Genomic DNA, 18,413 nt, shown 5'->3' with positions numbered 1-18,413 from the left:
CCCGCGCCGGGGGCATTGCAGGGCGGGCGCCGTCGCCGGGCTGGCTGGCCCATATGACGACGCGCGGGGACGGGTGCCCCTGTGATGGTGGGAATGGCCCTCGCCGCCAGGGGCGCCTATTCTGGCGCGCTGGTCTTGGAAACGCCGGTTTTGAAAGGATCACGGAATTGGATGAGCCCGCCCCCACAGCCGCCGTCCCCATAGCCGCCGCTCCCATAGCATCTGCCCCGACGGCGACGGCGTCGAATGAAGGCCCATCGGACCGCTGGGGCTGGGACTATTGCACCAACACCGCCGTGCGCCGTGCCGCCCGCCGCTTGGGCCAGCTCTATGGCGACGTGACGGCGCCGGCCGGCCTGATGCCCACCCAGCACACCCTGCTGACCCACCTGAAGCTGGCCGCCGCCGCGTCCGACCCCGCCGCCGGCACGCTGCAGAACCTGGCCGCCGCCATGGTCATGGACCTGTCGGCCCTGGGCCACACCCTGAAGCCGCTGATCCGCGACGGCTATGTCGAGTTGGTGCCCGACGCCAAGGACCGCCGCGTCAAGCGCGCCCGCCTGACGGCGGCGGGCGAGGCCAAGCAGGCCGAGGGGCTGGCGCTGTGGCATGTGGCGCAAAGCCGCTTCGACGCCCTGTTCGGCGCCGAGGAATCCGCCGCCCTGCGCCGCGCCCTGGCCATCGTGGCGTCAGAGGAGTTCGCGGCGGCGTTCAAGAAGAAGGAATAAGCGCGCTATCCCCGCAGCCAGTTTTCCACCCGCAATCCTTCGATACGGGCGAATTCACGCTCGTTGTCAGTCACGAGAATGTAGTCGAGGGCCAGACATTGGGCGGCAATAAGCATGTCATTGGCCCCGATAGGCTGCCCCATCCCCTCCAAGCGCGCCCGTAACTGTGCATAGAATTCATCAGCAGGTGCTTCGAACGGCAAGATATCGAGCATCTCAAGGGCACTTTCGACCCTGGCCGTCAGGGCTGGGAGCCCTTTCTTGGCAACGCCAAAACGCAACTCCGCCGCCACGATGATGCTGGTGCAAAGGGCCGCAGGCTCTACCAAACGAGCCTGTTCCGTCGCCATCCCATCCGGATGGCGGATCATATGGGAAATGATGTTGGTATCCAGCAGGTAGCGCACTATAGCGACACATCTTCGGCTGGCAGATCGTCAATAGCGGGAAAATCCTCGTCCAAAGGTTCCCAGCTATCCAGCAATGCCACGAAGGATTTGAGCTTGACCGGTTCAATGATCAACCGGTTCCCCTCCTTGCGCATAACCGCATCCTCTCCCGGTAATTCGAATTCCCGGGGGATGCGAACGGCTTGATTACGGCCATTCTTGAATAATTTGACGTGACGCTCCGGAAACATGACGCCCTCACGATCTGGCATATGCCATAGCATAGGTCATTCGCTCGCTAATTTCCAGGGCAGCCCTGCCCTCACCTGAAGTTCCGCCCATCCGGAAAGGTCGCGTCCGCGCGGCGGGCGGGGGCCGCACCGGTGGGTTCGTCCAGGCGGGACAGCAGGTCGGAGTAATCGATCAGGCGCTCGGCGCGCACGTGAGTGACGGGGGTGGCGCTGGGCCCCTGGTCCTGGGTGGGGGCGATGACCTTCTCCACCCGCCCCAGGCACAGCAGCAGGCGGCTGCCCAGGATGTGGCGGCGAAAGGCGGTGAAGGTCTCGGGCATCAGCACCAGGTTGGCGATGCCGCTCTCATCCTCCAGCGTGATGAAGATGACGCCCTTGCTGCTGCCCGGCCGCTGGCGCACCAGCACCAGGCCGGCCAGGGCCACGCGGCTGCCATCGGCCAGGGTCTCCAGCGTCTCCATGCGCATCAGGGGATAGCGGCGGACCATCCTCTCCTTGGGCTCCGCCGCGAACCGCTCCAGCCGGGCCACCACGTCGTCGCGCACCAGGCTCATGGGGTGGCGCTTCAGCGACAGGGACAGGCGGGTGTAGTCCTCAACCAAGTGCTCGCCCAGGGTCATGGCCGGCAGGGTGGCGATGGACGGGTCCTCCGCCCAGGGGTCGCCCGTCCCCTCCTCCTCCGCATTCAGCGCCAGGTCCAGCAGGGGCGGCAGCCGTTCGCCCAGGGCGCTGACCGCCCACAGCGCCTGGCGCCGGTCCAGGCCCATGGACTGGAAGGCGTCGGCCTCCGCCAGCAGTTCCAGGGTGCGCGGCGCCAAGCGGGCGCGGCGCCACAGATCATGCGGGCTGGCGTAGGGCTCATGCCCCCGCGCCTCCAGCAGGGGCTGCACCGCCGCCTCGCTCAGGCCCTTGGCCAGGCGCAGGCCCAGGCGCAGGGTCTGGAAACGCTGCCCCCGCCCCGGCGGCTCCAGCCGGCTGTCCCAATCGGAATGGTTCACGTCCGGCGGCAGCACCACCACGTCATGGTCCCGGGCATCGCGCACGATCTGCGCCGGGGCGTAGAAGCCCATGGGCAGGCTGTTCAGCAGGGCGCAGGCGAAGACGTCGGGGTAGTGGCACTTGATCCAGGCGGAGACGTAAACCAGCTTGGCGAAGCTGGCGGCATGGCTTTCCGGAAAGCCGTAGGTGGAGAAACCCTTGATCTGGTTGAAGCAGCGTTCGGCGAATTCCGCCGTATAGCCGTTCTTCAGCATCCCGCTGCGGAACTTTTCCTCGAACGTGTCGATGTCGCCCAGCTTGCGGAAGCTGGCCATGGCCCGACGCAGGGCGTCGGCTTCCGCCCCGGTGAAGCCGGCGCCGACGATGGCGATCTGCATGGCCTGTTCCTGGAACAGGGGCACGCCCAGCGTCTTCTTCAGCACCTTCTTCAGCGCCTCGGACGGATAGTCCACCGGCTCCAGCCCCTGGCGGCGGCGCAGGTAGGGATGGACCATGCCGCCCTGGATGGGCCCGGGACGGACGATTGCCACCTGCACCACCAGGTCATAGAACTCACGGGGGCGCAGGCGGGGCAGCATGGACATCTGCGCCCTGCTCTCCACCTGGAACACCCCCAGGGTATCGGCGGCGCACAGCATGTCGTAAGTCGCAACGTCGTCCTGCGGAACCGTGGCCAGCGTCAAGTCGCGGCCGTAATGATCCCGCAGCAGGGTGAACGCCCGGCGCAGGCAGCTGAGCATCCCTAAGCCCAGGACATCGACCTTCATCAGGCCGGCGGCGTCCAGATCGTCCTTGTCCCATTCGATGTTCTGCCTGTCCTCCATGGCCGCGTTCATGATGGGGCAGAAGGTGGCCAGCGGCTTGGGCGTGATGACGAAGCCGCCGACATGCTGCGACAGGTGGCGGGGAAATTTCGAGATCTGGCCCGTCAGGTCCAGCACCTGGCGCAGCAGCGGATCGTCGGGGTCCAGCCCGGCCTCCCGCGCCCGCTCCTCCTCCGGTGTGCCGGTGCCCCAGCCGGAGATCATGGCCGACAGCTGGCCCACCGTGTCCTGGCTCATGCCCATGGCCTTGCCCACGTCGCGCACCGCCCCGCGCGAGCGGTAGCAGATGACGGTGGCGGCGATGGCGGCGTGATCGCGGCCGTACTTCTCGTAGATGTGCTGGATCACCTCCTCCCGCCGCTCATGCTCGAAATCCACGTCGATGTCCGGCGGCTCGTTGCGCGCGCTGGAGATGAAGCGCTCGAACAGCAGCCCGCTTTCCACCGGGTCGATGGAGGTGATTTCCAGGCAATAGCAGACGGCGGAGTTGGCGGCCGATCCCCGCCCCTGGCAGAGGATGCCCTGCTCGTTGGCGAACCTCACGATCTCATAGACCGTCAGGAAGTAGGAGGCGTAGCCCAGTTCCCCGATCAGGGCCAATTCCTTGTCGATCTGCTTTTCGACATCTTCCGGCACGCCCGCCGGGTACCGTTTGCGGGCCCCCTCCGCCGTCAGCTGGGCCAGGCGTCCTTGTGGGGTCTCACCCCCTTTCACCTCCGACGGGTAGAGGTAATCGGCCCGCAACTCGCCGATGGAGAAGGTGCAGGCCTCCACGATGTCGCGGATGCGCCCCAGGGCGCGGGGATGGCGGTGGAACAGGCGCGCCATCTCCTCCGGCGGTTTCAGGTGGCGCTCGGCATTGGCGGCCAGGCGCCAGCCCGCCGTCTGGATGGTGCAATGCTCGCGGATGCAGGTCATCACGTCCTGCAGCGCCCGCCGGCCGGGGTGGTGGTAATGCACGTCGTTGGTGGCCAGCGGCGACAGGCCGTGCGCCTCCGCCAGCGCCGCCAGCCGGTCCAGCCGCCGGGTGTCGTCGCCCTGGTAGCGATGGGTCAGGCACAGGCTGAGGGTGCGGCCGAAACGGCGGCGGTAATCGGCCAGGTCGGCGGTGAAGTCCGCGTCAAGAGTGTCCGGCGGCACCACCGCCATCATCTGGCCGGCGGCATGGGCCTCGACATCCGCGCGGGCCAGGAAGCATTGCCCCTTGGGCGCCCGGCGCATGCCCACCGTCAGCAGGGTGGACAGGCGGCCATAGGCCGCGCGGTCGGTGGGCCAGCACAGCAGCGAGGGACCATCCGTCAAATCCAGCCGCGCCCCCACCACCAGGCGGAAATCCAGGTCGCGCGCCGCCGCATGCGCCTGCACCACCCCGGCCAGGCTGTTGCGGTCGGTCAAAGCCATGGCGCGATGCCCCAGCGCCTTGGCCGCCGTCACCAGTTCAGCGGCCTTGGAGGCGCCGCGCAGGAAGCTGAAATTGCTGGCGACTTGAAGCTCGGAGTAGCTTTGCATGTTCCCTCAGACGCCGGGCGGGAGTTTGTGTTTCGTATTCTCAAGCGCCGGCGGGCCATCCGGCCCTTGGCTATCCTCCCTTTTCAGTCCGCTAACGCTCCCCGAAAAGGTCCGGCGGCCGCAGTCGCGGCCTAGTCGCTCCGCTCCGGAAGAAATTCTTACACGAGCGGACGTCACCCGAAAAAGCCGTGCAGGAACCAGCGGGGCGGCGGGCCGCCGGCGTGGTAGAGTCCCAGGCGATAGAGCCAGAAGCGCCGGCCCTCGGCATCCTCCACCCGGTAATAGTCGCGGGGCTCGGGGTTCGGGTTGGGGCGGCGCTCCCCCCCTTCCCACCATTCCGGCAGCAGGCGCTCCGGCCCCTCGGCCCGGCCCACGCGATAGGTCTGGTCGCGCCAGCGGAACAGCAGGGGCGGGTCGTCGGGGATGGGGGCCACCACCTCCACCGCCTCCGGCCGGGGCAGCAGGCGGATGGGGCGCGGCCGGTCGGCCGGCCAAGCGACCGGTGCGGCCGCCGGCGGGGCCGCTGGCGGGCTGTTGTCCTGCGCCTCGGCCGGCACCGCCCGCACCGCCTGTTCCGGTATCCAGCTTTGCCGGGGCAGCAGGCGCAGCACCCGGCCATGACCCAGGCGGGCGCCCAGCCGGTCCACCAGTTCCGCGATGGGCGGATCGGCCACCAGGGAGTTGCCGGCACCGGCTGCCGCTCCCGTCTGCGCCGCCGGCAGTCCCGCCAGGTCGGCCAGCCCGTCGCCGCTCAGCACCGCCTGGCCGCCATCGAAGGGGGCGGCGTGGGTGACGGAAATGGCCATGATCTCAAAGCCCGCCCCCGGCTCCAGCTGGTCCATGCGCGGTTCCAGCAGGCGCCAGAGATGGGCGGGGTCGCGGTTGGGGCGGCTGGCGCCCACGCTCAGCACCTGGGGCGGGACGTCGTGGCCGGCGTCGATGCGCCAGGCCTCCAGCTCCAGCGAGCGCGCGCCCTCCCCCGCCGCCGTCAGGCTGGCCGCCACCCGGCCAAGCAGGTGGCGCACCGCCTGGGCCAGGCCTTCGGGCGTGGAGATGGGGTCGACCACCGTCAGGCGGGCGGTGTGGCGGGTGCGCGCGCGGCGGGGCGACAGCGGCTCTTCCACCCAGCCCAGGGCCTGGTCCAGGCGCAGGGCCACCAGGGCGCCGTAGCGCGCCGCCAGCGCCGCCCGATTCTTGGATCCCGCCCCCCCTGCTGTTCCTTGGGCCATGCGCATCAGTTCGCCCACCCGGCGCAGGCCCACGCGGCGCAGGCTGGCCACCAAGTCGGGGCCCAGGCGCAGGGCCGGCAGCGGCAGGTCAGCCAGGGCCTCGGCGGCCCCGCCCGGCGGCACCACCAGCTGGGCGCCGAAGCGGGCCTGCGCCCAGGCGGCGCCGATGCTGTCGGCGATGGCGGCCCGCGCCTCGAACCCCGCCTTGGCCAGCCGGCGCTCCAGGTCCAGCAGCAACTCATGCTCCCCACCCAGCAGATGGGCGCAGCCGGTGATGTCCATGAGTAGACCGGGCCCCCCACCAAGGCCTTTGGGGCCGAAACCCGGCGGATCGCTGGGGTCCACCGCCGTCCAGGGCGTGTAGCGCCGGGCCCAGTCGGCCAGCCGCTCCAAGGCCGCGACATCGCCCTCGGGATCGGCGTCCACCACCCGCACCTGGGGTTCCAGCGCGCGGGCGTCGGCCAGGCCCATGCCCGGCACCAGGCGCTTGGCCCGCGCCGCCGCGTTCACCGCCGCCACGGTCAGGCGCCCCCGGTCCGACAGGCGGGTCACCAGGGCGTCGTCCGCAGGCAGCGGCGGCGTCAGTCCCCGGGCGACACGGTCGGTGGCGAAGGTGGGCAGCCAGAGAGAAAGGATGCGGCGCATGGCTCAGCCCACCGCGCGCCCAGTCGAGGGGAATTGGGTGGAGGTGAAGGGCACAACCGCCGAGGCGGGCGGCGGCATCTCCGGCGCCGGCACGGCCACCTGGCCCGCCGCCTCCAGCCTCAACCCCTCGCGTTCATACAGGGTCCAAGCCCCCGGCCGGCCGCCCCGGCAGCGCAGCAGTTCCACCCGCCAGGCGGGGCCGGTGAAGGCCGAAGCGGCGCTGTCATCAGCGTAGATGGGCGCCGTGCCCACCTGCCAGCGGGTGACGGCGGCGGTGGCCTGGGTGTCGCCCCGCCCGCTGCCCCGCCCGCCGCCCCGCCCAGCCCCCTTCAAGCCCTTCATGGCGCCCCCCTTACCCGCGTTCAGGCGCAGCAGCAGTCCCGGCACGCCGCCCGTTTCCGCCGCCAGGTGCAGGCGGCGGCTGGCCGTCAGGTCCAGCCCGCCAGCCTCCCCCACCACGGCGCCCACGCGCGGGCAGCGCAACGCCTCCTCCATGGCCCACAGCAGGTCGACCTCGCAGGCGGCATGCACCACCACCAGCCGGCCCGGCCCCACGCCCTGGGCGTCCAGGCCGGGGGCGTACAGGTCGGGTGCCCGGGTCATCCACAGGATGGGGCCGCGCACCTGTTCCGCCAGGCGGACGGCCAGCAGGGCGGTGAAGGCCGTGGCGGCACCGGCATCGAGATCGCCCGCCGCCACCACCTCATGCAGGGCGGCGCGCGGCAGGCCGTGGGCGCCACCTTCCCCCGGGCCGGCCGCCGGCAGATGGGCATCCACCGCCGGCACGCCCAGGGGCACGACGCCCCGGCCGGTGCCCGGCGCCTCCACCGCGCGCACCTGTTCCCGCAGCACCGCCAGCAGGCGCTGACGGTCCAGGGCACCCTCAGACTGTCCCTCTTCAGGATAAGTCCCTCTTGGGCAAGCCCCACTTGGACAAGCCGTTGGCCGAACTGCGGAAATGGGGGGAGGAATGGCGGGCATGGGGATGCTGCCTTGGTCTCTCGCGTGCGGGGGATGATGTTCTTGTTATGTTCTAATCCGGAGTCGGCCGCCTGGTCAAGATGAGTCGACACCCCAAAACCGGACTATCCGGAATCGACAGCGCCGGTTGACGTGACGTCACCCCCGATATATGGATCATATACGTTTCGTATATTGGAGAGCCCCATGGGCATCGTGAAGATCGACGACGACCTGCATGAGGAGGTGCGCAAGGCCAGCACCGTGCTGTGCCGGTCCATCAACGCCCAGGCCGAATATTGGATGAAGATCGGCATGCTGGCGGAGGCCAACCCTACCCTGTCGCTGAACGACATCCTGCGCATCCAGCTGAAGATGGCCTCCGTCCATCTGGAACCGGAACCCCGCCCGTTGGAACCCACCTCCTGATGGTCAAGCGCCCCGACGAGATCGAAAAGCTGGGGGAGGCCGGGCGCCTGCTGGCCAGCGTCTTCCAGATGCTGGACGACATGCCCCTGGCCGGCCTCAGCACGCTGGCGGTCAACGACCGGGTCGAGGACTACATCGTCAACCAGTTGCACGCCCGCCCCGCCAGCAAGGGGCAGTATGGCTATGGCTACGTCCTGAACTGTTCCCGCAATGAGGTCGTCTGCCACGGCGTGCCCTCCGCCACCGACATCCTGGCGGACGGCGACATCGTCAACTTCGACATCACGCTGGAGAAGAACGGCTACATCGCCGATTCCAGCAAGACCTACCTGATCGGCGCGGTGGCGCCGGCCGCGCGGCGCCTGGTGCAGACGACGTATGAGGCGCTGTGGCACGGCATCCGCCAGGTGCGCCCCGGCGCCCATTTGGGCGACGTCGGCCATGTCATCGAGCGCCACGCCAAGCGCAACGGCTATGCCGTGGTGCGGGAGTATTGCGGCCACGGCATCGGCCGGGAGATGCACGAGGAACCGCAGGTCCTGCATTTCGGCAAGCCGGGCACGGGCCTGCGCCTGAAGGAGGGCATGGTCTTCACCATCGAGCCCATGCTGAACCAGGGCGGCGCCAAGGTGGAGACCAAGGACGACGGCTGGTCGGTGGTGACGGTGGACGGCAAGCTGTCCGCCCAGTTCGAGCACACCGTGGCCGTCACCGCCACCGGCGTGCGCGTCCTGACCCTGCGGGCGGAAGAGCGCAAGCAGCGGGCCGAGACCCGATGATCTTACCGGGCATTGGCGTCGTGACGGTCGAATTTGAAATCCGCTGGCAGCCGCCCCCGGAAGGAACGCAGACGCATTAACAAATCCTCCCGTCCGGGCTTATGGGTGACAGTGACTTCCCGCCTGTCCGCGACATGGATTTCGACCTCGTCGCCTTCCTGCAACCCAGGGCCTTGACCATCGCCACAGGCAACCGAACGGCCAGGCTGTTCCCCCACATTGCGACCCGCATCGCCCCCTCCCGGCTACAGATCGCCAGCGTGCAGCTGGCCGCTGACGCTGATCAAGCATCTTGAAAGTCATAAGGCTTTTACGCGGCGCAAATTGGATATTATATATTATTTATAAATCGCCGCACCCTGGGGACGCTTGCCATGCCTGATTTGACCCGCCGCCGCCTGCTGGCCACCGCCGCCACGCTGCCCACCCTTGGGACCGCGCTGGGCGTGGCGCCGGCCGGTGTCCCGTCGGCGATGGCGGCGCCAGCACAGGTCGCGGCGGCATCCCCTGCCCCCGTACCCGCCGACCTGACCCCGCGGGAGCGGTTGCGCATGAATGACGGCTGGCGCTTCCACCTGGGTCATGCCGCCGACCCGCTGCAGGATTTCGGCTTCGGCGCCGACCGCAGCACCTACGCCAAGTCCGGCGACCTCAGCGCCCCGGTGGCCAAGGCCGATTTCGATGACAAGGACTGGGCCGCCGTCACCCTGCCGCACGACTGGGCGGTGGACCTGCCCTTCGCCCAGGCGCGGCTGCCGGGCAAGGAGGCGGCGGAAGCCATGGCCTACCAGGGCTTCAAACCCCTGGGCCGGCAGTTTCCCGAGACCAGCGTCGGCTGGTACCGCCGCAGCTTCACCCTGCCCGCCAGCGACGCCGGGCGCCGCCTGTCGCTGGAGTTCGACGGTGTCGCTCGCAACTGCCTGGTGGTGCTGAACGGCTTCATCGTCGCCACCAACGAAAGCGGCTACGCCCCCTTCCGCGTGGACATCACCGATTTCGTCCTCCTGGGCGGCGCCAACACCCTGGTCATCCGCGTGGACGCCACCCTGGGCGAGGCCTGGTCGTATGAGGGCGCCGGCCTCTACCGTCACGTCTGGCTGGTGAAGACCGCGCCCGCCCATGTGCCGCAGTGGGGCACCTTCGTGCGCAGCACGGTGACGCCCAGCGGCGCCGACCTCACCATCACCACCGAGCTGGCCAACGAGGGCCCGGCGGCGGATCTCACGGTCCGCAGCACCGTGCTGGGCCCCGACGGCACGGCCGTCCTGCAATTGGAGGCCCCGCCGGTGACGCTGGGCGCCTGGGACACCGGCGCCGTGACACAGACCGCCACCCTGCCCTCACCCGCCCTGTGGTCGCTGGAGGCGCCCAACCTCCACACCCTGGTGACGGAGGTCAGCGTGGGCGGGGCGGTGGTCGACCGCTATCACACCCCCTTCGGCATCCGCACCCTGCGCTTCGATGCCAACCAGGGCTTTTTCCTGAACGGGCGACCGGTGAAGGTGAAGGGCACCTGCAACCACCAGGACCATGCCGGCGTGGGCTTCGCCGTGCCGGACCGGCTGCATACCTATCGCGTCGAGCGGCTGAAGGAGATGGGCGCCAACGCCTGGCGCACCACCCATCACCCGCCGGCCCCCGCCTTGCTGGATGCCTGCGACCGGCTGGGCATCCTGGTGATGGAGGAAACCCGCCAGATGTCCAGCAACCCGGAGGGCATGAGCCAGCTGGAACGCATGGTGAGGCGCGACCGCAACCGCCCCAGCGTCTTCCTGTGGAGCATCGGCAATGAGGAAATCCACCGCGGCACGGAACAGGGGGCCCGCATCGCCGCCAGCATGAAGCGCGCCGTATACCGCCTGGACGGCACCCGCCCAGTCACGGAGGCGTTCAACGGCAAGTTCGGCCAGGGCGCCAGCCCGGTGCTGGACGTCATGGGCTTCAACTACTACCTGGATGAGATCGACGCCTTCCACGCCCGCTTCCCCAACCAGCCCATGATCGGCACGGAAACGGCCAGCACCGTCTGCACGCGCGGCGTCTATGCCCATGACGACCAGCGCCACTACGTCCCCGCCTATGACACCGAGTATCCCAAGTGGGCCAGCACGGCGGAACAGTGGTGGACCTTCTATGACAGCCGCCCCTTCCTGTCCGGCGGCTTCGCCTGGACGGGCTTCGACTATCGCGGGGAGCCGACGCCCTTCATCGACTGGCCCAACACCGTATCCAACTTCGGCATCCTGGACCTGTGCGGCTTTCCCAAGGACAACTACCACTACTACCGCGCTTGGTGGCGGCCGGATCAGCCGCACCTGCACCTGTTCCCGCACTGGACCTGGCCGGGGCGGGAGGGCCAGGACATCGCTGTCTGGTGCCACAGCAACCTGGACGCGGTGGAGCTGTTCGTGAACGGCCGCAGCCTGGGGCGCAAGGACGTCACGCGCAACCGCCACCTGGAATGGACCGTGCCCTACCAGCCGGGCGCCATCGAGGCCCACGGCTACAAGGACGGCCGCCGCGTCCTGACCCAACGTCAGGAAACCGCCGGCCCGGCCCACGCCCTGACCCTGGCCGCCGACCGCGTCAAACTGCTGGCCGACGGCGACGACGTGGCGGTGCTGTCGGCCAGCGTGGTCGACGCCAAGGGCCGCCTGGTGCCCGACGCGGACAACACCGTCACCTTCACCCTTGAGGGCGGCGCCCGTCTGCTGGGCGTAGGCAACGGCGACCCCACCAGTCTGGAACCCGACCACGCACCCGATCGCAAGGCCTTCAAGGGCCTGTGCGGCGCCATCGTGCAGACGGACAAGAATAAAGGCCGCGTGCGCGTGACCGCCACAGCCCCCGGGCTTAAATCAGCGACGGTGGAACTGGCGCTGGAGCAAGCGATGGCCATCCCCGAGGCGTGACGGGAAGCCCCGCCATTTGAACCCCTTTAAGTAGAAAAATAAATCTAGATATCGCGGTATTGGCGGGAGCACCCGCCAATATTCAAAAAAATCAGATGCATTCCCTTCCCAGCGGCTCGATGAGCTGGTCAATGTGCTTTGACGCGCGCCTCCGCCGCCAGACGCACCACGAGCAGTCCATGATTAACAGGTTCACGGAACGCTTTCCTTTCATTACCTATCTTCAGGCTAGGTAGTTGCTGGGGAGATATTTCTTTACGGTCTATTAACGTTAAATAATCATCCTGGTTTAAATCTATAATAGAATTTGCCCAGGGTTATTCCGTCGTAGGCGACAGGACGATCCTGGCAATCGATACGGGATTGCCAGAGGCGCAGAAATGACCGACCACCGCATCCATGACACGGGCCTTGCCGTCGGTCAGTTCAGCCAAATGATTCATAATATCCAGGAATACGCCATCTTCATGATGGATCCTGAGGGCCGTGTCCGCAGCTGGAACCAGGGGGCGGTCAGCATCAAAGGGTACCAGGAACAGGAAATCCTGGGGCGAAGTTTCGAAATCTTCTTCACCGAGGAAGACCTGGCGCGCGGCGAGCCGGCGCACGAACTGGCGATGGCCACCGCCAACGGCACGCATGAGGGCGAGGGTTGGCGCCGACGCAAGGATGGCTCGACGTTCTGGTCCAGCATCGACGTCACCGCCTTCCGCGACGCAGACGGCGGGCTGAAGGGGTTCATCAAAATCTGCAAGGACCTGACGGAACGGCGGCGGACGGAAGCGCGCTTCCGCCAGGTCGTCGAATCTGCCCCCAATGCCATGGTCATGATCAATGCCCGAGGGCGGATCGAGATGGTCAACACCCAAGCCGAGCGGCTATTCGGCTACACCCGCGACGAGATGCTGGGCCAGTCGGTGGAAATGCTGGTGCCCGATCGCTTCCGTCACGGCCATCCGGAAAAGCGGGCCCTGTTCTTCAGCGATCCGCGATCACGTCCCATGGGGGCGGGACGCGACCTGTTCGGCCGCCGCAAGGACGGAAGCGAATTCCCGGTGGAGATCGGCCTCAACCCCATCGAAACCGATGGCGAGACCATGGTCCTCTCCGCCATCGTCGATATCTCCGACCGCAAACGCATGCAGGAACGCTTCCGCCAGGTCGTCGAATCCGCCCCCAATGCCATGGTCATGATCAATGCCCGAGGGCGAATCGAGATGGTCAACACCCAGGCCGAACGGCTGTTCGGCTACGCCCGCGATGAGCTGCTGGGCCAGTCGGTGGAAATGCTGGTGCCCGACCGCTTCCGTCACGACCATCCGGAAAAGCGGGCCTCGTTCTTCAGCGACCCGCGATCACGTCCCATGGGGGCGGGACGCGACCTCTTCGGCCGCCGCAAGGACGGAAGCGAATTCCCGGTGGAGATCGGCCTCAACCCCATCGAAACCGATGGCGAGACCATGGTCCTCTCCGCCATCGTCGACATCTCCGACCGCAAGCAGAAGGAGGCGCGCATCCAGGCGGCCTTGCAGGAAAAGGACCTGCTGCTGGGTGAGATCCACCATCGCGTCAAAAACAACCTGCAGATTGTGCACAGCTTCATCGACCTGCAGCTCTACAGGATCCAGGACCAGGCCATCCGGGACATGTTGAGTGACACGAAAAATCGCGTCCAGTCGATGTCATTGATTCATCAGATATTATATGAATCCAAGAACTTCTCGGAAGTTGACCTTGGCCTTTTTCTCAAGGGGCTGGCCCCCACGCTGGTGGCGGCCTACGGGCTGGACGCCGGGCGCGTCAGTCTGAAGATCGACGTGGGCGAACTGTTCCTGCCCATAAACGCGGCCATCCCCTGCGGGTTGCTGGTCAACGAACTGATCACCAACGCCCTGAAACACGGTTTCCCCGGCGACCGCCACGGCGAGGTGTCGGTCACCTTCGCCCGCCTGGGCGAGGACCAAGCCATGCTGCGAGTCAGCGACGACGGCGTGGGTATAGGCGGCGATCTGGACATTCAGCTGGCCACCACCATGGGCCTGTCGCTGGTCAACCTGCTGTCGCAACAGCTGATGGGAATCTTGCAGGTCCACCGCCGCGACCCGACCTGCTTCACCCTTGTCTTCCCCATGACTCCCGCCATCGAGAAGGTTCCGGCATGATGAAACCCAAGATCATGGTCGTGGAGGACGAGGCCGTGGTGGCGCTGAACCTGCGCCTCATCCTGTCCCGGCTGGGATATGATGTGCCGTGCGTCGCGGCCTCTTATGACCAGGCATTGCAAGGCGCGCGCGTGACGGCGCCCGACCTTGTGCTGATGGACATCAACATCTCCGGCCACAAGGACGGCATCGACACCGCCGCCGCCATCAACGCCCCGGTGATCTACCTGACCGCCTACGCGGAACAGGGCACCCTGGACAGGGCCAAGGCGACAGGTCCCTACGGCTATCTTCTGAAACCATTTTCCGAGCGCGAACTGCACGCCACCCTGCAAATGGCGTTGGAGCGCCGTCGCATCGAGAAGGAACTGCACCAGAGCCGGGAAAGCCTGGCGGCGGCCTACGCGGAAATCCAAACGGCCAAGGATCAGTTGGAAACGCACGCCACCGAGTTGTTTCATCAGAAGGAACGCCTGCTGGTGACCCTCAACGCCATAGGCGACGGCGTAATCACCACGGACGACCGCGGCTTGGTCAACTTCATCAACCCGGCGGCGACCGAGATGACGGGATGGAGCCAGGCCGACGCCTGCGGACAACCCAGCACAACGGTCATGGACCTGCGCGACGCCGAAACCGGCGCCCACCTCGCCTCCCCCCTGGAGGCGGCCCTGATGACAGGCAAAAGCGTGGGCCTGTCCGCCAACTGCGCGCTGATGGACCGAAGCGGCGGCAACCGGCTGGTGGAGGATTCGGTCGCGCTGATCCGCGATCGCGACGCCAAGGTCATCGGCGCCGTGATGGTTTTCCACGATGTCAGCGTGGCACGCCAACTGGCCGCGGAGATGACCTACCAAGCCACCCATGATTCCCTGACCGGCCTGTTCAACCGGCTGGAGTTCGAACGGCGTCTGGGCAAGGCCATCGCCGCTGCGGAAACGGACCCGCGGCCCAGCGTCCTGGCCTATCTCGACCTCGACCAATTCAAGATCATCAACGACATCTGCGGCCACGCCGCCGGCGACGAGACCCTGCGGCAGGTCGCCAAGCTGCTGCGCGGGCCGTTACGCTCCAGCGACTGCCTCGCCCGCCTGGGCGGGGATGAGTTCGGCGTGCTGCTGGAGGGCTGCCCCCTGGATGCGGCCACCCGCGTGGTCGAGGCGATGAAGAAGCAGATCAACGACTTCCATTTCGTCTGGGGCGACCGGGTCTTCCCTATCGGGGTCAGCGTCGGCCTAGTCAGCTTCGGCGGTGGAGACGAGCGGCTGACCCTGGAGTTGAACGAGATCCTGCGGCTGGCTGACTCCGCCTGCTACACCGCGAAGGAGGCTGGGCGCAACGGCATCCACACCTATGAGCCCGACGACGCCTTGCTGACCAAGATCCATGACGAAATGGATTGGTACGGGCGCATCCATCGCGCGCTCCAGGACGACAGCTTCGTCCTCTACGCCCAGCCCATCGTTGCGCTGGGCCAAACGGAACCCTTTGGGCGCCATGTGGAAATCCTGCTGCGCCTGCGCGACACGGGTGGGAAGATCGTTCCGCCCATGGCCTTCCTTCCCGCCGCCGAGCGCTATGGCCTGATGCGGAACATCGACCGGTGGGTGATCCGAACGGCGTTCGCGGCCATCGCCGAAAGCGGGCAGTTGGAAGGGTCGCTGTTCGCCATCAATCTTTCGGGCTGTTCCCTGAACGACGAAAGCATCCTGCGCTTCATCGACCATCAATTGGACTTCTGGCAGATCCGCCCCGAGGCCATCTGTTTCGAGATCACCGAGACGTCGGCCATCTCCAACATGCTGACCGCCAGCGCCTTCATCGCCATGCTGCGCGCCCGGGGATGCCGTTTCGCGCTCGACGACTTCGGCAGCGGCATGGCGTCGTTCGCCTACCTCAAGCATTTCCAGGTCGACTACCTGAAGATCGACGGCAGCTTCGTCAAGGACATGGTGAACAACCCCGTGGACGCCGCCATGGTCCAGGCCATCAACGGCATCGGGCATGTCATGGGCATCCAGACCATCGCCGAATATGTGGAGAATGACGACATTTCCCGGCTTCTGGCGGCCGTCGGCATCGACTATGGCCAGGGTTACGGTCTGGGCCGCCCCGTGCCGCTGGAAGCGCTGCTGACCAGTCCGCCGGTCGCCACGCTGGCGCATATGTGACCGCACGCCCGGGCGCAGAGCTGTCCGCGCCCGGGCGGTGGTACTGGTCAGAACGGCGCGTCGATGTCGACCACGTCGATCAGCTTGTGGTTCACGAACTCCTTGATGCCCAGGCCCAGCAATTCGCGGCCGTAGCCGGAACGGCGAATGCCGCCGAAGGGCAGGTCGGCCTTCACCATGGTCGGGTGGTTGACGAAGACCATGCCGGTGGAGATGCGGGCCGCCACCGCCGCCCCGCGCTGGGTGTCGCGGGTGAAGACGGAACCGCCCAGGCCGAAGGGGGAGTCGTTGGCGATGCGCACCGCGTCGTCCTCGTCCTTGGCGCGGAACAGCATGGAGACGGGGCCGAAAAATTCCCAGTACCGGGCGGGGTTGTCCTCCCCCACCTCCATCAGGATGGTGGGCTGGACGAAGGCGCCCTGGTTGGGAACCTTGGGGCCCACCTCGATCGCCTTGGCCCCATGGGCGACCGCTTCGCGGATTTTCTGCTTCACCTCATCGGCGGCGCCTTGCGACGACAGGGGCGCCAGGGTGGTCGCGGCGTCGAAGGGATCGCCGGCCTTCAGCCCGGCGACGCCGTTGATGTAGCGGTCCAGGAACTGGTCATAGACCTCATCCACGATGATCATGCGCTTGGAGGAGACGCAGACCTGGCCGCCGTTCCAATGCCGGCCGAACACCGCCCACTTGACGGTCTTGTCCATGTCGGCGTCCGCCAGCACGACGAAGGCGTCGGCCCCGCCCAGTTCCATGGTGGATTTCTTCAGCGCCTTGCCCGCCTGGGCCGCGATCACCGCGCCCGCCGCCTCCGACCCCGTCAGGGCTACGCCGTGAACGCGCGGGTCGTTCAGGATGCGCTCGATCTGGTCCCGGGTGGCGTACAGGTTCCGGAAAGCGCCGTCGGGCAGGCCCGCCTGGCGCATCAGCCCCTCGAACGCGGCGGCGCACTGCGGCACGTTGGAGGCGTGCTTCAGCAGCATCGTGTTCCCGGCGGACAGCTGCGGGGCAATGATGCGGGCGATCTGGTAATAGGGGAAGTTCCACGGCTCGATGGCCAGCAGCACGCCCAGCGGCTCGCACACCAGCACGGCCTCGCCCTCCGCCGGGTCGGCCACCGGCAGTTTCTCCGGCGCCAGCAGCGCCTCCGCCTTCTCGGCGTAATATTCGAAGATGCGGGCGGACAGTTCCACCTCCGCCTTCGCCTCGGTGAACAGCTTGCCCATCTCCAGCGTCAGCAGCCGGGCATAGGCGTCGGCCTCGGCACGCAGGATGTCGGCCGCCTTCTGCATGACGCCGGCGCGATGGGCGAAGGGCGTTTCCCGCCAGGCCAGAAAGGCGGCGTGGGCGTCCGTCAGGGCGCGGTCGATTTCCGCGTCGGTGGCGTCGGGAAAGGTCTTCAGCAATTCGCCGGTATAGGGATTGGTGGTCGCGTACGGCATGGCGTCGTCCTCCGTTGGGGCCGGCGCAGCAGCCCGGCCAGCACCATCGGAGCACCAGCGTCGGCTTGGGGGCCATGAGGTGCATCAAAAGGGTACGCCGGGGCATGGCCACCCCATCCCTAGCGGTCGCCACGCCCCACATCCGCGCGGGGTAGCCCCCCACCCCCACGCCTTGCATTCGACCAGCGGCGCGGCTAGCTTCCGCCCCACAAGACGACGGGTGTTGCGCCGGCTTAGGATCGGTGGGCATCCCGCCTTCCCCGGCCTCCAACGATCGGATTTGCGGCCCCCATGAAGTCCGCCGTCATCGTCTTTCCCGGTTCCAACTGTGAACGGGACATCGCCGTGGCCCTGGAACAGGTTTCCGGCCACAAGACCTTCCACGCCTGGCACCGCGACACCGACCTGCCCGAGGTCGACGTCATCGCCGTTCCCGGCGGCTTTTCCTACGGCGACTATCTGCGCTGCGGCGCCATGGCCGCCAACTCCCCCGTCATGCGGGTGGTGAAGGAACGGGCCGCCCAGGGTGTGAAGGTTATCGGCGTCTGCAACGGCTTCCAGATCCTGACGGAGGCGGGGCTGCTGCCCGGCGCGCTGATCCGCAACCAGTCGCTGAAGTACATCTGCAAGACGGTGGATCTGAAGGTGGAGAACACCGACAGCGCCTTCACCCGCCACTACACCCCGGGCCAGCACATCGGCATTCCGGTGGGCCATGGCGAGGGCAACTACGTGGCGGATGAGGAGACGCTGAAGCGCCTGGAAGGCGAGGGCCGCGTGGCCTTCCGCTACACCGATGCCGCCGGCGTGGTGAACGCGGCCGGCAACCCCAACGGCGCCACCAACAACATCGCCGGCATCTTCAACGAGACGCGCACCGTCCTGGGCATGATGCCCCACCCCGAACGCGCCTTTGACCCGCAGCACGGCAACACCGATGGCCGCGCCCTGTTTACCAGCCTGCTGGAGAGCCTGTCGTGAGCGTCA

The 18,413-nt window shown here is 67.4% G+C and carries 13 protein-coding genes; 7 read left to right on the top strand and 6 right to left on the bottom strand.

From position 1 onward, the window contains the following. The first annotated feature begins 167 nt into the window (after nt 1–167). Nucleotides 168–728, top strand: coding sequence for a MarR family winged helix-turn-helix transcriptional regulator (locus Y958_RS06635; RefSeq protein WP_211098557.1), 561 nt, complete (start codon nt 168–170; stop codon nt 726–728). A 5-nt stretch (nt 729–733) separates the two neighbouring features. On the opposite strand, the gene Y958_RS06630 is transcribed toward Y958_RS06635, so the two are convergent. The 5 genes from Y958_RS06630 to Y958_RS06610 form a co-directional block, all read right to left on the bottom strand. Beyond that, nucleotides 734–1,135, bottom strand: coding sequence for a type II toxin-antitoxin system VapC family toxin (locus Y958_RS06630; RefSeq protein WP_088871374.1), 402 nt, complete (start codon nt 1,133–1,135; stop codon nt 734–736). Further along, nucleotides 1,135–1,389, bottom strand: a complete 255-nt coding sequence (locus tag Y958_RS06625; protein WP_244909402.1) for an antitoxin — start codon at nt 1,387–1,389, stop codon at nt 1,135–1,137. The genes Y958_RS06630 and Y958_RS06625 overlap by 1 nt, the downstream gene beginning before the upstream one ends. 50 nt (nt 1,390–1,439) lie before the next feature. Beyond that, nucleotides 1,440–4,700, bottom strand: a complete 3,261-nt coding sequence (locus tag Y958_RS06620) for an error-prone DNA polymerase (protein ID WP_088871373.1) — start codon at nt 4,698–4,700, stop codon at nt 1,440–1,442. Nucleotides 4,701–4,873: 173 nt separating this feature from the next. Next, nucleotides 4,874–6,574, bottom strand: a complete 1,701-nt coding sequence (locus Y958_RS32750; RefSeq protein ID WP_186291292.1) for a Y-family DNA polymerase — start codon at nt 6,572–6,574, stop codon at nt 4,874–4,876. A 3-nt stretch (nt 6,575–6,577) separates the two neighbouring features. After that, nucleotides 6,578–7,426 (bottom strand): ImuA family protein, encoded by an 849-nt coding sequence (locus tag Y958_RS06610; protein ID WP_088871372.1) that lies wholly within the window; start codon nt 7,424–7,426, stop codon nt 6,578–6,580. 315 nt (nt 7,427–7,741) lie between these two features. Between Y958_RS06610 and Y958_RS06605 the strand changes: the two genes are divergently transcribed. The 5 genes from Y958_RS06605 to Y958_RS06580 all read left to right on the top strand — a co-directional run bounded on the left by Y958_RS06605 (nt 7,742) and on the right by Y958_RS06580 (nt 15,987). Continuing rightward, nucleotides 7,742–7,963 (top strand): ParD-like family protein, encoded by a 222-nt coding sequence (locus tag Y958_RS06605; RefSeq protein ID WP_088871371.1) that lies wholly within the window; start codon nt 7,742–7,744, stop codon nt 7,961–7,963. Then, on the top strand, nt 7,963–8,742 hold the full coding sequence (gene map, locus Y958_RS06600) for a type I methionyl aminopeptidase (RefSeq protein ID WP_088871370.1): 780 nt from the start codon (nt 7,963–7,965) through the stop codon (nt 8,740–8,742). Before Y958_RS06605 ends, map begins: the two co-directional genes overlap by 1 nt. 374 nt (nt 8,743–9,116) lie before the next feature. Continuing rightward, on the top strand, nt 9,117–11,654 hold the full coding sequence (gene galA / locus Y958_RS06590; protein ID WP_186291291.1) for a beta-galactosidase GalA: 2,538 nt from the start codon (nt 9,117–9,119) through the stop codon (nt 11,652–11,654). Between the two features lie 380 nt (nt 11,655–12,034). After that, nucleotides 12,035–13,816, top strand: a complete 1,782-nt coding sequence (locus Y958_RS06585) for a PAS domain S-box protein (RefSeq protein WP_211098555.1) — start codon at nt 12,035–12,037, stop codon at nt 13,814–13,816. Then, nucleotides 13,813–15,987, top strand: a complete 2,175-nt coding sequence (locus Y958_RS06580; RefSeq protein ID WP_088871369.1) for an EAL domain-containing protein — start codon at nt 13,813–13,815, stop codon at nt 15,985–15,987. The genes Y958_RS06585 and Y958_RS06580 overlap by 4 nt, the downstream gene beginning before the upstream one ends. A 47-nt stretch (nt 15,988–16,034) precedes the next feature. Here Y958_RS06580 and Y958_RS06575 read toward each other — a convergent pair whose 3' ends face one another. After that, nucleotides 16,035–17,426, bottom strand: coding sequence for an NAD-dependent succinate-semialdehyde dehydrogenase (locus Y958_RS06575; RefSeq protein WP_088871368.1), 1,392 nt, complete (start codon nt 17,424–17,426; stop codon nt 16,035–16,037). A gap of 291 nt (nt 17,427–17,717) precedes the next feature. On the opposite strand from Y958_RS06575, the gene purQ reads away from it, so the two are divergent. Beyond that, the gene (gene purQ, locus Y958_RS06570; RefSeq protein WP_088871367.1) at nt 17,718–18,407 is read left to right on the top strand and encodes a phosphoribosylformylglycinamidine synthase subunit PurQ; all 690 of its coding nucleotides are present in this window, start codon (nt 17,718–17,720) and stop codon (nt 18,405–18,407) included. The last annotated feature ends 6 nt before the right edge of the window (nt 18,408–18,413 follow it).

The sequence above is a fragment of the Nitrospirillum viridazoti CBAmc genome (assembly GCF_000730165.1).
GTDB lineage: Bacteria > Pseudomonadota > Alphaproteobacteria > Azospirillales > Azospirillaceae > Nitrospirillum > Nitrospirillum viridazoti.
The sequence above is the reverse complement of the archived record's forward strand: the minus strand, read 5'-3'. Positions and strand labels throughout refer to the sequence as shown.

Excerpts from the sequence above, each read along its gene's own strand:
- Y958_RS06625 (WP_244909402.1), bottom strand. The coding sequence starts at position 1,389 with ATGCCAGATCGTGAGGGCGTCATGTTTCCGGAGCGTCACGTCAAATTA.
- Y958_RS06620 (WP_088871373.1), bottom strand. The coding sequence starts at position 4,700 with ATGCAAAGCTACTCCGAGCTTCAAGTCGCCAGCAATTTCAGCTTCCTG.
- Y958_RS32750 (WP_186291292.1), bottom strand. The coding sequence starts at position 6,574 with ATGCGCCGCATCCTTTCTCTCTGGCTGCCCACCTTCGCCACCGACCGT.
- Y958_RS06605 (WP_088871371.1), top strand. The coding sequence starts at position 7,742 with ATGGGCATCGTGAAGATCGACGACGACCTGCATGAGGAGGTGCGCAAG.
- map (WP_088871370.1), top strand. The coding sequence starts at position 7,963 with ATGGTCAAGCGCCCCGACGAGATCGAAAAGCTGGGGGAGGCCGGGCGC.
- galA (WP_186291291.1), top strand. The coding sequence starts at position 9,117 with ATGCCTGATTTGACCCGCCGCCGCCTGCTGGCCACCGCCGCCACGCTG.
- Y958_RS06585 (WP_211098555.1), top strand. The coding sequence starts at position 12,035 with ATGACCGACCACCGCATCCATGACACGGGCCTTGCCGTCGGTCAGTTC.
- Y958_RS06580 (WP_088871369.1), top strand. The coding sequence starts at position 13,813 with ATGATGAAACCCAAGATCATGGTCGTGGAGGACGAGGCCGTGGTGGCG.
- Y958_RS06575 (WP_088871368.1), bottom strand. The coding sequence starts at position 17,426 with ATGCCGTACGCGACCACCAATCCCTATACCGGCGAATTGCTGAAGACC.
- purQ (WP_088871367.1), top strand. The coding sequence starts at position 17,718 with ATGAAGTCCGCCGTCATCGTCTTTCCCGGTTCCAACTGTGAACGGGAC.